The 12,847-nt window shown below is 67.3% G+C and carries 11 protein-coding genes; 2 read left to right on the forward strand and 9 right to left on the reverse strand.

What is annotated here, in order from left to right; translation table 11 throughout:
* Positions 1–459: 459 nt before the first annotated feature.
* Positions 460–2,232 (reverse strand): EAL domain-containing protein, encoded by a 1,773-nt coding sequence (locus AC5P9L_RS10855; protein ID WP_005409582.1) that lies wholly within the window; start codon positions 2,230–2,232, stop codon positions 460–462.
* A gap of 4 nt (positions 2,233–2,236) precedes the next feature.
* Positions 2,237–4,339, reverse strand: a complete 2,103-nt coding sequence (locus tag AC5P9L_RS10860) for a sensor histidine kinase (protein ID WP_114618421.1) — start codon at positions 4,337–4,339, stop codon at positions 2,237–2,239.
* A gap of 131 nt (positions 4,340–4,470) precedes the next feature.
* Here AC5P9L_RS10860 and AC5P9L_RS10865 point away from each other — a divergent pair, with 131 nt between their 5' ends.
* Positions 4,471–7,230, forward strand: a complete 2,760-nt coding sequence (locus AC5P9L_RS10865) for a bifunctional diguanylate cyclase/phosphodiesterase (RefSeq protein ID WP_495230615.1) — start codon at positions 4,471–4,473, stop codon at positions 7,228–7,230.
* 142 nt (positions 7,231–7,372) lie between these two features.
* Here the strand turns inward: AC5P9L_RS10865 and AC5P9L_RS10870 are convergent, their stop codons facing one another.
* The 7 genes from AC5P9L_RS10870 to AC5P9L_RS10900 form a co-directional block, all read right to left on the reverse strand.
* On the reverse strand, positions 7,373–7,879 hold the full coding sequence (locus AC5P9L_RS10870; RefSeq protein ID WP_005413277.1) for a hypothetical protein: 507 nt from the start codon (positions 7,877–7,879) through the stop codon (positions 7,373–7,375).
* Positions 7,880–8,016: 137 nt separating this feature from the next.
* The gene (locus AC5P9L_RS10875) at positions 8,017–8,232 is read right to left on the reverse strand and encodes a hypothetical protein (protein ID WP_032966708.1); all 216 of its coding nucleotides are present in this window, start codon (positions 8,230–8,232) and stop codon (positions 8,017–8,019) included.
* Positions 8,233–8,330: 98 nt separating this feature from the next.
* Positions 8,331–9,521 carry a methyl-accepting chemotaxis protein gene (locus tag AC5P9L_RS10880; RefSeq protein ID WP_005409587.1) on the reverse strand — a complete coding sequence of 397 codons (1,191 nt, stop codon included), beginning with the start codon at positions 9,519–9,521 and terminating at the stop codon, positions 8,331–8,333.
* Positions 9,522–9,684: 163 nt separating this feature from the next.
* Positions 9,685–10,299, reverse strand: a complete 615-nt coding sequence (hflD, locus tag AC5P9L_RS10885; protein ID WP_012480133.1) for a high frequency lysogenization protein HflD — start codon at positions 10,297–10,299, stop codon at positions 9,685–9,687.
* The gene (mnmA, locus tag AC5P9L_RS10890) at positions 10,296–11,438 is read right to left on the reverse strand and encodes a tRNA 2-thiouridine(34) synthase MnmA (protein WP_060380213.1); all 1,143 of its coding nucleotides are present in this window, start codon (positions 11,436–11,438) and stop codon (positions 10,296–10,298) included. The genes hflD and mnmA overlap by 4 nt, the downstream gene beginning before the upstream one ends.
* A complete protein-coding gene (locus AC5P9L_RS10895) occupies positions 11,435–11,896 on the reverse strand; it encodes an NUDIX hydrolase (protein WP_005409590.1) in 462 nt (153 codons plus the stop codon). The genes mnmA and AC5P9L_RS10895 overlap by 4 nt, the downstream gene beginning before the upstream one ends.
* A gap of 1 nt (position 11,897) precedes the next feature.
* A complete protein-coding gene (locus AC5P9L_RS10900) occupies positions 11,898–12,368 on the reverse strand; it encodes a hypothetical protein (protein ID WP_005409591.1) in 471 nt (156 codons plus the stop codon).
* Positions 12,369–12,480: 112 nt separating this feature from the next.
* Between AC5P9L_RS10900 and clpS the strand changes: the two genes are divergently transcribed.
* Entirely contained in the window at positions 12,481–12,807 is a 327-nt protein-coding gene (gene clpS / locus AC5P9L_RS10905) for an ATP-dependent Clp protease adapter ClpS (protein ID WP_005409592.1), read from the forward strand.
* Positions 12,808–12,847: the final 40 nt, after the last annotated feature.

The following is a 12,847-nucleotide window of genomic DNA, read 5'->3' on the forward strand; positions in this document are numbered from 1 at the left end:
AGCCGGCCAGCGGCCGGCTCTACCAAGGCTTGTCCCCGACCTGGATTCGCGCTTCGGGTAGTGCCGGCCGCTGGCCGGCAACCCCATTGAACCGGGCATCGAGAGCAGCCGGTCAGCGGCCGGCTCTACCAGGGCTTGTCCCCGACCTGGGTTTGCGCTTCGGGTAGTGCCGGCCGTTGGCCGGCAACCTCTTTGAACCAGGCATCGAGAGCAGCCGGCCAGCGGCCGTCTCTACCAGGGCTTGTCCCCGGCCTGGATTCGCGCTTCGGGTAGTGCCGGCCGCTGGCCGGCAACCTCTTTGAACCAGGCATCGAGAGCAGCCGGCCAGCGGCCGGCTCTACCAGGGCTTGTCCCCGACCTGGGTTTGCGCTTCGGGTAGTGCCGGCCGCTGGCCGGCAACCCCTTTGAGCCAGGCATCGAGAGCAGCCGGCCAGCGGTCGGCTCTACCAGACGGGATCGTTACCGCAGCGGGCGATCCTCGCCGCCATCCCCGCTCTCGGCAGGCGCCGGACCGGCGTTGCTGCGACGCTGCTCCTCATAGGTGCGGAATGCCTGGTGGATGTGCTTGCGCAGCTCATCGTCGTTCCACGGTTTGGTCAGGAAGCGATAGATCGCGCCGCGGTTGATCGCGTCGGTCACCGTGTTCAGATCGGTGTAACCGGACAGCACCAGGCGGATCGTATCCGGGTACAGCATCTTCACCCGGCCCAGGAACTCGGTGCCGCTCATGTCGCTCATGCGCTGGTCGGACAGGATCACCTGCACGTCGTTGATCGCCAGCAGATCGAACGCATCGCGCACGTTGCCGGCGGCCAGAATGCGGTAGCCATCGCGGCGGAACAGGCGCACCAGCGATCGCAGCACGTTCTCCTCGTCGTCCAGCAGCAGCAGTGTGCGGTCCGGGCGGGTCTCGGCGAAGGCTTCCGGGCGCAGGTAGCGGCGGCGCAGGGTCATGCCGGCGGCATCGGCCGACATCGGTTCGCCGAACAGGTAGCCCTGGAACACGTCGCAGTCGTTGCGGCGCAGGAAGCCCAGCTGCGCCTGCGATTCCACGCCGTTGGCAATGACCGTCATGCCCAGCTGGTGGCCCATGGCGATGATCGCGCGTGCGATGGCTGCCTCGCGGTTGCCGGCTGGTGCACTCTTGATGAAACTGCGGTCGATCTTCAGCTTGTCCACCGGGTAACGCACCAGCGCACTGAGGCTGGAATCGCCGGTGCCGAAGTTGTCCAGGCTCAGGCTGATGCCTTCGTTGCGCAGGTTGGCCAGTGTCTCGTGCACGAAATTGACATTGTTGGTCAGCGCGCTTTCGTTGATCTCCAGCGTCAGCATCTGTGCCGGCACGCCCGCGGCCTGGATCAGGCCCATCACTTCAGCGAAGAAGTTCGGCCGCAGCAGCTGCAGGGTGGAGACATTCACGGCAATGGTGAAGTCGTCGAAGCCCTGGTCGCGCCACAGGCGGGCCTGCTTGAGCGCGCCTTCCAGCACCCAGGTGCCGATCTGCACGATGATGCCCAGCCGCTCGGCGGTGCGCATGAAGCGCTCCGGCACCAGCATGCCCAGCGTGGGGGACTGCCAGCGCAGCAGCGCCTCCATGCCCACCACATGGCCGTCGCGGGCACTGACCAGCGGCTGGTAGCGAAGTTTCAGCTCGCCGTTGGGGATCGCGTCGACGATCTGGCGCGCGATGATGCTCTCGCTGTGCGCGCTCGGCGGGGTATCCACTGCATGGATGCGCACCGCGTTTCCACCTTCGCGGGCCGCCTGGTACAGCGCATCCTCGGCGTGGTCGAGCAGTCGCGAGGCGTTACTGGCGTGTTCCGGGCACAGGCTCACCCCCAGCTTGCCAGTCATGAACAGCGTGTACGGCAGCACCGACAGGGGCAACTCCATCTGTTGCCGGATCTCCTCGGCGAAGTCCTCCGGCAGCGGCACGTCGGCGTTGCGCGGGACTGCGATCAGGAACTCGTCGCTGCCATGCCGCCACAGTTTGCCGCGACCCCGCAGGTAGGACTGCAGCCGCTGCGCCACCAGCACCAGCGCCTGGTCACCCACCTCGGCGCTCATGTTCTCGTTGACGGAAGCGAAGTGGTCGATGTCCACGTGCATCAGCATCAGCGCGGTGCCGCCGGAGGCCGCTTCGGCGACCATCGCCTGCAGCTCGGGGTTGCCGGCACCGAGGCGATCGGGTGCATCATCGATGCTGACCGGCGGCTGGTTGGGATTCCACATAGGCTCAGTATTCCGGTGACTCAACGGCGGCCATGCTGGCCGCCTGGTAGGGGAGGTGAACGTCGATCAGGGTGCCTTCGCCATGTGCGGACTCGATGCGCACATGGCCGCCGACACTCTGCGCGCGCTCGCGCATCACGATCAGACCCAGGCCGCGCGGGCCGTCCGGGTCGAAACCTTCGCCGTCGTCGCGGATCTGCAGGTGCAGGCTGCGCTTGCCGATGTCGCGCAGCTGCAGGTGTACCTGGCTCGCGCGCGCGTGCCGCAGCACGTTGGTCAGGCTCTCCTGTGCGATGCGGAAGCAGGCCTGTTCGATGCTGTTGTCGGGGCGATGCGGCAGGGGCTCGATCTCGGCCAGCAGCTCCACCTGCGAAGAACGGAACAGCACCCGTGCCTGCCAGCTGAGGGCCGCTTCCAGGCCCAGCGCGTCCAGCTGCGGAGGGCGCAGCAGGGTGGAGATGTCGCGCAGCTTGGCTACCGTGGTGTCGGCCAGGCTGACGATCTGTGCCAGGTCCTCGGCGCGGCGTTGCGGATCGTGCTCGTCCTGCGCGGCATGGGCGGACAATTTGATCGCCGTGATCGCCTGGCCGATGTCGTCGTGCAGATCGCGCGAGATCGCGCGGCGCTCGTCTTCCTGCAGGGAGAACAGGCGGCCGGCCATCGCCTGCAGTTCGCGGTTGCTGGTTTCCAGTGCACTGCGCGTCCGTTCGGAATCACTGAGGTCGCGCACGATCAGCAGCTTGCAGTCGCGGCCACCATAGCGAACCTCGCCCACCGCCAGGCCGGCATGGAAGCTGCGGCCGTCGGCGCGCTGCATGGCCACCACGCTGCTGTGGCCGGGGCCCAGGTGTGGCTGCCCTGCACGCAGCTGGCCGCGGACGCGGGCCAGATCACCGGCAGCGACCAGCGCCGACAGCGGCTCACCCAGCAGGGTATGGCTGCCATAGCCGAACAGGCTGGCCGCCCAGGCGTTGGTGTACAGCACGTGCTCGTCGGAGAGGATCACCACGCCATCGGGCAGCACCCGCACCAGTTCGCGGAACTGCTCCTCGCGCTCGCGTAGCAGGCGCCGCGATTGCTCCCGCTCGGTCACGTCCTGCAGGGTGCCCAGCACGCGGCTGCGGCCGGACTCATCGACACCACTGGCGGCACGCAGGTGCACCATCAGGGCGCGTCCGTCCATCGACAGCAGGGGCAGCAGTACGTCCACCTGCACCGGATCACCCGAGCAGAGGTCGGCCAGCAGCTGTTCGGTCTGGGTGGCGGTGGCAGGGTCGGCGGGAACCAGCAGCTCGTCGAAGCGGTGCCAGCGGCGGGCTTCCGGCGGCCGGCGGCCAAGCAGTCGGTAGACCTGGTTGGAATAGCGGCCCATGCCGGTGGACGGGTCCAGTTCCCAGGCGCCGATGCGCGCCAGTTCGTGGGCTTCTTCCACCCGCGCAAGCGCCTGGTCACGGCGCAGCTGGGCCAGGTCTTCGGCAGTGCGGTCGATGGCAATCAACAAGCGGGCGTTGTGGCCGTCATAGCTGATGGCGTTGGAGCGCAGTTCCATCTGCCGCAGCGAGCCGTCACGCAGCTGCAGCTGGGCACGCAGGATGCACAGTTCCTCCGGCGCCTCGCGGATCGCCTCCAGCTTGGTCTGCAGCGCCTGGTCCTGGCCTGGCGGCCACAACGCGTCGATGGTCTGCTCCAGCAGTTCGTCACGCTCCCAGCCGAAGGCGGTACAGGCAGCCGGATTCGCATCGAGGATCGCCAGCGTGTCCAGGTCGTAGACCAGGATCGGGCCGGGGTTGCCCTCGAACATCTGCCGCAGGCGCAGCTCCGAGGCCTGCTGGCGCGCATGGGTGTGCAGCACATGCTCGGCCAGCGGCCGCAACAGCAGATACAGCAGGCCGGCACTGGCCAGTGCGAAGAACGAGCCCTTCACGCTCTGCCACATCGCCGCCTGCTGCGGATCCGGCACCAGTGCCTGCACGGCACTGTCGGAGGCGATCATCCAGGCCAATGCCATCACCAGGTAGCTCAGCACCACCCGCCGCCGGTCGCGGCTCAGCGCCTGCGCCATCCGCGGGTCGGGAACTGGGGCGTTGCCGGTCGGTTCTGCAGGCATGGAGGGGCTGGATGAAAGGGGCGCCGGCCATCTTACCGCGCAGGTGCGCCCTGACCACTCAATTATCCGCCGCAGGCGCCGTTAACCACTGCGTGCCCCGCTGACGGGCGTGTCATCCGGAGCAAGATCGCGTGGACCAAGGGATCATCGCCAGCCTGCTGCAGCACCCGCTTGCGTCGGCGCTGGTCATCGTCGACCGCACGGGTCGCCCGCTGGCGGCCAATCCGGCTGCGCGCGAGCATGGCCTGCCGGCCACCGTGGCTGCGTATGCGCCGATGCTGGAAGATCTGCGCCTGATGGCTGCCGATGGCGGCATCGTGGCCTGCACGCTGCCGGGTGGCCCGCACGGGCACTACGATGGCCACCTGCGCGCTGTGCACGATGGCGCCGGCAACCTGCTGGCCTTCACGCTGAGCATTCCCGAACCGGTGCCGCTCGGCGGCGGTGGGCGCTGGGAGCTGGCGCTGGACAGTGCCGGCCACAGCCTGTGGGACTGGGACATTCCCAGTGACCGTGTGGTGCGCACCCCGGCAGTGGGCGATGAAACCGCCACCGAGATGCTGGCCCGCGTGCACGGCGAGGACATCGCCCAGGTGCGGGCCGCACTGGAAGAGCATCTGCGTGGCTTGAGCGAGCAGTACAGCGCGCAGTTCCGTTTCCGCCAGGCCGATGGCCAGTGGCGCTGGGTACTGGACCGGGGCCGCGTGGTCGCGCGCACCGCCGATGGCCAGCCGCTGCGCATGGTCGGTACCCATACCGATATCGAACAGCAGAAGCAGCTGGAAGGGCTGCTGCAGGAACAGCAGCTGCACCTGAGCGAGGCCCAGCGCATCGCCAGCATGGGCAGCTGGTCGTTCGACCCCAACAGTGGTCATTTCTGGTGGTCGCCGGAGCTGCGTTCGATGCTTGCGCTGGAGCAGGGCGCCGTACCCGGCCAGCGGCGCTGGCTGAAGCAGCTGCACCCACGTTCACGTGGCGCATTGCGTGCGGCGTGGCGGCGGTTGTGGCGCGATGGCCGTGCCGCCAATCTCGAACTGGAACTGACCCGGGGCAATGAGCCGTCGCAGCACCTGCGGCTGTGGATGCAGCCGTTGCTGGACATGGACGGACAGCCCAAGCGACTGCTCGGACAGGTGCAGAACATCACCGAGCAGCACCAGACCGACGCGTTGATCCGCTGGCGCACCGAGCTGCTCAACCGCGTCTCCGCGCTGGGCCGCATCGGCGGCTGCGAGATCGAGGTGAAGACCCGGCACATGCAGTGGACCGAGGAGTGCTATCGCATTCACGGCCTGCGCAAGGAACCGATCACCCTCGACCAGGCGCTGGCGTTGTACACCGAGGACTCACGCAACGCCTTCGAAGCGGCGTTGGCGCGCATCGCCAACGGCGGGCTGCCCGAGCAGCTGGACCTGTGCTTCTACCGCCAGTCCGGCCTGCGCGTCTGGGTGCAGGTGCTGATCGAGCTGGACCGCCGTGACGGCCTGCCGCCGCGCTTCGTGGTGCTGTTCCGTGACATCACCCGCGAGCGCGAAGCCAACGAGCGCATCGAACTGCTGGCCCACTACGATCTGCTGACCGGCCTGCCCAATCGCGTGCTGCTCGGCGAGCAGACGGCAGAGGCCATCGAAGAAGCACGTGACCGTGGCACATCGCTGGCGATGCTGTTCATCGACCTGGATGGCTTCAAGACCATCAACGACAGCTTCGGCCACGCCACCGGTGATGCGCTGCTGAAGGCCGCTGCGACGCGCCTGCACCAGAACCTGCGCAACAACGACCTGTTCGGCCGCTTCAGTGGTGATGAATTCATCGTGGTACTGCGCGACCTGGCCGAGCCGGAAGACGCCGGCCACGTCGCGCGCAAGCTGATCGCTTCGCTGGCCGAGCCGCTGCGTCGTGGCGAGACCACGTTGAAGGTCGGCGCCAGCGTCGGCATCGCGATGCTGGGCGATGCACAGACCGATTTCGATTCATTGCTGCGTGCCGCCGATGCCGCGATGTACGCGGCCAAGGAAGCGGGGCGCAACACCTACCAGTACTACAGCCAGGACGCATTGGCCCGCATCCAGCGCAAGCTGGAGCTGGAGCATGCCCTGCACGGCGCCATCGAGCGCGAAGAGTTCAGCCTGGCCTACCAGCCGCTGCTGCACGCCCACCACGGCGAGCCGCCGGCGATCGAGGCACTGTTGCGCTGGCACCGCCCCGGGATCGGCTACTGCAGCCCGGCCGAGTTCATCCCCATTGCCGAAAAATGCGGCGAGATCGTGCGGATCGGCGACTGGGTGCTGAATGAGGCCTGCCGCCAGGCAACCGCCTGGGACCGTGCCGGTCTGCGTTTCGACCGCATTGCGGTGAATGTTTCTGCGGTACAGCTGCGAGACCGCGGCTTTGCCGAGCGTGTGATCGAAATCTGCCACGCCCATGGCTGGCCACCGCAGCGGCTGGAGCTGGAACTGACCGAGTCGGCGTTGATCCGTGACACCGACATCCTGCGCCATTGCTTCGACGTGCTGGAACGGCACGGCGTGCCGCTGGCGGTGGATGACTTCGGTACCGGCTTCTCCAATCTCAACTACCTCAACCGCTTCCCGGTGGGGCGCCTGAAGATCGACCGCAGTTTCGTGCAGGGCATGCTGCACTATTCGGGTACGGCCGAAGTGACCCAGGCCATCGTGCACCTGGGCCACGCGTTGGGCATGAAGGTGGTGGCCGAGGGCGTGGAAACGCACCAGGAAGAAGACATGCTGCGCCGCCAGGGCTGCGACGAGATCCAGGGCTACCTGTACTCGCGACCGCTAAGCCCGCGCGACCTGGCGCAGTGGCTGCGCCAGCCACAGCCGGTTTCGCTGCGCACCGATGCCAGTGGGGAAGTGATGCTGGTGCGGTGATCAGCTGCACTGGTTGGAACTGACCCTGGCTGCTGTGCCTATCCACGCATGGCGTGGATCTACCGCAACCCGCTTTGGTGGGGGCCGACCGTTGGTCGGCACGGATGCCTGTGCCTCTCGATCATCCACGCATGGCGTGGATCTACCTCGGAAAATCCGCCCTCAGCTGCACGCGCAGCGCTTCTACAATGGCCGCATAGCGCCGCTTCTGGACCAGATAGCTGGCCAGGAACAGCGGAAGCACCAGCAGCATCGGCGCCACCACCGGGCGCATCGCCACCAGCGGCAACAGCAGCAGCGACAGGATCGCCACGAACCAGCTGCACAGGCCGATCACCCGCACTTCGTGCCGTCGCGCGTTGAGTACGATGCGACCGCGCATCACCGGGAAGTAGCGCAGGCCGAAGCTTGGCGCGAAGCTCTCGCGGAACGCCATGCTGCCATCGGGCAGCGCATGGAAGGCCAATTGCAGCCATCTGTCCTGCGGCAGGTCACGTTCCAGGCTGCCCAGCGAGAGCCGGGCCTGCATGGCCGGTGACGCCGCGATGCGTTCGTTGAACAGGGTGATGCCCCAACTGAAATAACCGGCCACCCAGGCCATCAGAAGGACGGTCTCGATCAGCAGGAGTGCGATCAGGGTGATGGCCATCGGTCTTCCATGAACGGGATCGGTGGATCATGCCACAACGATTTCGCCACCCCGGTAGATCCACGCCATGCGTGGATGTTGCGGCGAGGGCCAGGCGTCACACCGGCGGATGAAAGCTGTCCACCCATGGCGTGGATCTACTTCAGCGCTTCCCCGTCCAACCCCAGGTCCCAGGCCAGTCCCAGCAGTGCCTCGTCCGCCCGCGACGGGGCGGGGCGCGCGTCCGCCAGCTGCTGCAGTTCGCGGATCTCCTCGCGTGCCACATCCTCCAGCTGCTGCAGCTGCTCACGCACGCTCGCGTTGCGCGGGCGCTCGGTATCGGTGAGAGAGGGCAGGGCGCGGATCAGTGTCATGGTGCGGGTACAGGATGCATCCAACGGCGGGTTACAGGCAAAGGCCCCGGTCGAACCGGGGCCTTGCGGGCTGCCGGCGAGGGCAGCGGACATCAGGATCAGAACAGCTCGACGGTGCCGGCGCCCATGCTCTGCTGGGCAACCGGCTTGTGCGGCGGGCGCTCCCATTCGCTGCGCAGTTCGCGCAGGCGGCTGCCGGTGCGCTGCAGGGCGGTGGCGATCTCTTCGTCGAATACGCCGCCATTGCGGTGCAGCAGTTCCTGCAGGGCCACCGCTTCGCGGTTGATCGCGGTCAGGCGGTCCAGGTGGGTGTGCACGCCGCCCAGCGCTTGGGTGGCGATGTCTTCGAACTGCAGGGCGCGCACGGCTTCGGCTACGCTGCCATCGATCGAACGGGCGCACTCGGACACTTCGCGCATGCCGTCACCCAGCGAGGCGTTGATCTGCGCGACGTTGTCGAGCATCGCCGCCGCTTCCTGGCGCGCTTCGCGGGAGCGGTCCATGTCACGCGAGGCCATGTGCGAGACCGTCTCGCGCACCTTGGCGATGGCGTCCTTGGAGCTGTGTGCCAGCTTGCGGATCTGCTCGTTGAAGGTGGTCGAGCGCTCGGACAGGTTGCGCACTTCGTCGGCGACCACCGCGAAGCCACGACCGGCTTCACCGGCACGTGCCGCTTCAATGGCAGCGTTCAGGGCCAGCAGGTTGGTCTGGTCGGCGATCGACTTGACGTCCTCCAGCAGCGCGAAGATGCCATCAAGGTGCTGCGCCATCTGGTCGATGTGCTGCACGGTGGTGCTGCTCTGGCCGCTCACCTGTTCCAGCGCTTCGACCAGCTGTTCCATGCGGTGGCTGGCGTGCTGGGCGAAACGGGCAACGTCGAGGCCGGCATTGCCTTCGTCACCGGCGCGGTCGACGATGCGCGACAGGGCCTGGCTCTGCTGGCGAGACTTGCGGTTCATCGCATCGAAGCTGCCACCGAGGCTGGAGACGGCCTGGCGGATCAGGTCACGGGCGCGTTCCACTTCGCCGCGCGAACCCTCGATCTCGTTGCCGACGAAATTGCGCAGTTCGGTCAGCAGCTGGTCCTGCTCACGCAGGACACGGGCGTGTTCCGGGGAACGGTGTGCCTGGGCGCGGGTGGTCCACCACGCAAAGCCGAGCCAGCTCAGCGTCATCGTGGTCAGGATCGCCCAGCGCAGGGCGGCCGGCCATTCGAAACCGATGGCGAAGGGGAGCAGCAGGGTCAGAGCCAGGGGGGCGGCCAGACGGATGAAAATGCGTGAGTACATGGACGTTCTCGGGAGGTGCACGGAGGATGTATCGGCCGTACCCCCTTTCTCTTTAACGTCGATATGCCTCGAAGTGCATTCTGAATGCGCCGGTTTTCCGGCGCCTTGGCGGCTTCGGGGTCAGAGCCCTTTCCGTGCTGGAAAGGGATCCGACCCCACACCCTCAGGCCAGCTGCCGGTCCACGGCCTCGATCATCGCCTTTCGCCCGAACAGGAAGTCCCAGTAGCTGCCACCCAGCTGCCGCCACAGCACCGCCGCGCGCACCGCGGCCAGCAGCAGGGCGCGGATCTCGGCCACCACGCCAGCCTGGCCCAGATAGTGCGGGTTGCCCTGCACCATGACCCGCGGCTTGAGGTGGCTGATGGTGTCGGCGTAAAGGCCTCCCAGGTTGGCCAGCACGTCCGGGTGGCCGCTGTCGCCCAGTTCGTTGGCCTGGCGCTGGGCCCGCTCGATGCCCGAGGCGACCTTGTTCACGGTGGCGCCATCCTGAACGAAGCGGCGCTCCAGCTGCAGCACCGACAGGGCCAGCTTGGGCAGGATCGGGTCCTGGCCCTGGCTGCGGAAGTAGTTGTGCAGCAGGCGCAGGCCGGACTTCAGTGCATGGCGGTCACCGAACACCTCCTGCGGCGAGGACGCATCGACACGGAACACGCTGTCCACGGCGGTGCGCACGGCGGCGGCGTCGGAATGGCCGGTATCGGCGATACGGCGTACCTGCTGCAGGGCCTGGGCAATGCCGGCCAGGGCCAGGACGCGGTCGTCGACAGTGAAACTCATGCAGCGATTACCTCAAAAGGGGAAGGGGTGGTGCGCAGGCGCTGTTCCAGCGGCGCATCGGTGGCGGCGATCACCGCGCCACCCAGGCACACGTCACCGTCATACAGCACCAGCGATTGACCGGGGGTAACGGCGCGCTGCGGGCGCGCGAAGGTGACCAGCACGCTGCCATCGTCCAGCACCTGGACCGTACACGGCTCATCGGGCTGGCGGTAGCGGGTCTGGGCGGTGCATTCGAAGCGCCGTGCCGGCGGCGAACCGGCGATCCAGTGCGCGGTTTCCGAACGCAGGCGCTCGGACAGCATCCACTTGCTGTCGCGGTCCTGGTCCACGTACAGCACGTTGCTGGCCACATCCTTGCCGACCACGTACCACGGCGCGGCCGGGCGTCCACGCACGCCGCCGATGTTCAGGCCCTCGCGTTGGCCCAGGGTGAAATAGAACACGCCCGGATGTTCGGCGATCACGCTGCCGTCGGCCGGGTCGAGGATCTGGCCGGGCCTGGCCGGCAGGTAGCGGCCAAGGAACTCGCGGAAGTCACGCTCGCCGATGAAGCAGATGCCGGTGGAGTCTTTCTTGGCGTGGGTCGGCAGGCTGACGTCACGCGCGATCCGGCGCAGGTCGGTCTTTTCCAGGTCGCCGATCGGGAACAGGGTGGCCGCCAGCTGGTCCTGGCCCAGCTGGTGCAGGAAGTAGCTCTGGTCCTTGGAACGGTCGGCGCCGCGCAGCAGCAGCCACTGGTGGCCGCGCTGGGTCACCCGTGCATAGTGGCCGGTGGCGATGCGTTCGGCGCCCAGCTCGCGGGCGGCATCCAGGAAGTGCTTGAACTTCACTTCGCGGTTGCACAGCACGTCCGGATTCGGAGTGCGACCGGCGGCGTACTCGGCCAGGAAGTGCTCGAACACGCCCTGCCAGTACTCGCTTGAAAAATCGCGGAAGTGGAACGGGATGCCGAGCAGGCCGCAGACGGCCACCGCATCGCGGCGGTCGTCCTCGGCGCGGCAGTCGCCGCTGCCATCGTCGGCCCAGTTCTGCATGAACAGGCCGGCCACGGCTTCGCCCTGCTGTACCAGGCGCCAGGCGGCGACCGAAGAGTCGACACCTCCGGAGACGCCCACCATCACGCGCGGAGTGCTCATGCGACCTCCCGGACCAGCGAAAGCGGATGGCGCTGGCCACCCAGGTAATCAGCCACCACCTGCCAGACCAGCGGGCTGCGCTGGCGCTCGCCGGCGGCCTGCAGTTCGGCCGGGGTCAGCCACAGCGCGCGGTCGATGCCGGTGTCCAGTGGCTGCGCCGGGTCGTGCGAGACCGGGCGCGCCGCGTAGCAGAAGCGCAGGAAGGCGGTGCCGTCGCCGGCAGTCCACTGGTAGCAGCCGATGAAATGGGTCAGCTGCACCGTCCAGCCAGTTTCCTCGCGGGTCTCGCGCAGGGCCGCCTCGGCCAGGCTTTCGCCCGGCTCGAGGTGGCCGGCCGGCTGGTTCAGCACCTGCCGGCCATCGATGGTCTCTTCAACCAGCAGCACGCGGCCGCCGTCGACCACCACCGTGGCGACGGTGGCGTGCGGTGCCCAGCGCGGGTCCGGCGTGGCGTTCAACTCAGAACTCGTCCTTCTTGGTCAGTTCCAGCTCCATGGCGTCGGCGGTGCGGATGGCCGCATCGATGGCGTCGCTGAGCTGGTCGGCAGTGGCATCGGCGTCGATCTTGACCACGAACATGGCGGTGGTGTCCTGCTTTACCCAGCCGCCCATCTTGGCATCCTGCGAATCTTCCAGCAGGCGGTTGGCCACGGCCACCGGGAACTGCTTGGTCTTCGCGTTGTAGGCCGGCGACCAGATCTCGCGGATGTTGTGGGTACCGAAATCTTCCACCGACGAACGCACGTAGACCATCTGGGTGCGGTCACCCTCGACGTCGAAGACCATGCGGTAGTCGCCGTCCTCATCGACTTCGTAGGTGTAGCCCAGCTTGTCCAGATGGCGGGCCACGGCCTTGTCGGCGTCTGCGGCGGCAGCGGAGCCGGTGGCAGCCAGAGCGATCAGGAGGGCGGGGAGAAGGGTCCTTTTCATGAAAATCCTGTGAAACAGTGTTGAGAGAGGGTGCAATTGTGACGGTGGGCGTGCGTGCCGTCCAATCTGCGGCAGGCCGACGCAGGCGCGCCCGAGCCTCTATAATGGCCCGATGCCCCATGAGTCTTCCCCCGATTCCCAGCACGAGCACGGCGTCGCCGTAGAGGCCGCGCGCCCGGAAGTGGCGCCGCCGCCGTTCTACCAGGTGATGCTGCTCAATGACGACTACACCCCGATGGATTTCGTGGTGGATGTGCTGCAGCAGTTCTTCAGCATGGACCTGGACAAGGCCACGCAGGTGATGCTGCACGTCCACACCCGCGGCCGCGGCGTGTGCGGGGTGTTCACCCGCGAAGTGGCCGAGACCAAGGTCGCCCAGGTCAACGAGTACTCGCGGATGAACCAGCACCCGCTGCTGTGCACGATGGAAAAGGCCTGACCAGCTGCCGGTTCTCGTCCGGGCACATCAATCCCGGATG

The organism is Stenotrophomonas sp. YJH_SMC_64, assembly GCF_059371375.1.

Coding starts and splice junctions, on each gene's coding strand:
- AC5P9L_RS10855 (WP_005409582.1), bottom strand. CDS start 2,232: ATGTGGAATCCCAACCAGCCGCCGGTCAGCATCGATGATGCACCCGAT.
- AC5P9L_RS10860 (WP_114618421.1), bottom strand. CDS start 4,339: ATGCCTGCAGAACCGACCGGCAACGCCCCAGTTCCCGACCCGCGGATG.
- AC5P9L_RS10870 (WP_005413277.1), bottom strand. CDS start 7,879: ATGGCCATCACCCTGATCGCACTCCTGCTGATCGAGACCGTCCTTCTG.
- AC5P9L_RS10875 (WP_032966708.1), bottom strand. CDS start 8,232: ATGACACTGATCCGCGCCCTGCCCTCTCTCACCGATACCGAGCGCCCG.
- AC5P9L_RS10880 (WP_005409587.1), bottom strand. CDS start 9,521: ATGTACTCACGCATTTTCATCCGTCTGGCCGCCCCCCTGGCTCTGACC.
- hflD (WP_012480133.1), bottom strand. CDS start 10,299: ATGAGTTTCACTGTCGACGACCGCGTCCTGGCCCTGGCCGGCATTGCC.
- mnmA (WP_060380213.1), bottom strand. CDS start 11,438: ATGAGCACTCCGCGCGTGATGGTGGGCGTCTCCGGAGGTGTCGACTCT.
- AC5P9L_RS10900 (WP_005409591.1), bottom strand. CDS start 12,368: ATGAAAAGGACCCTTCTCCCCGCCCTCCTGATCGCTCTGGCTGCCACC.
- clpS (WP_005409592.1), top strand. CDS start 12,481: ATGCCCCATGAGTCTTCCCCCGATTCCCAGCACGAGCACGGCGTCGCC.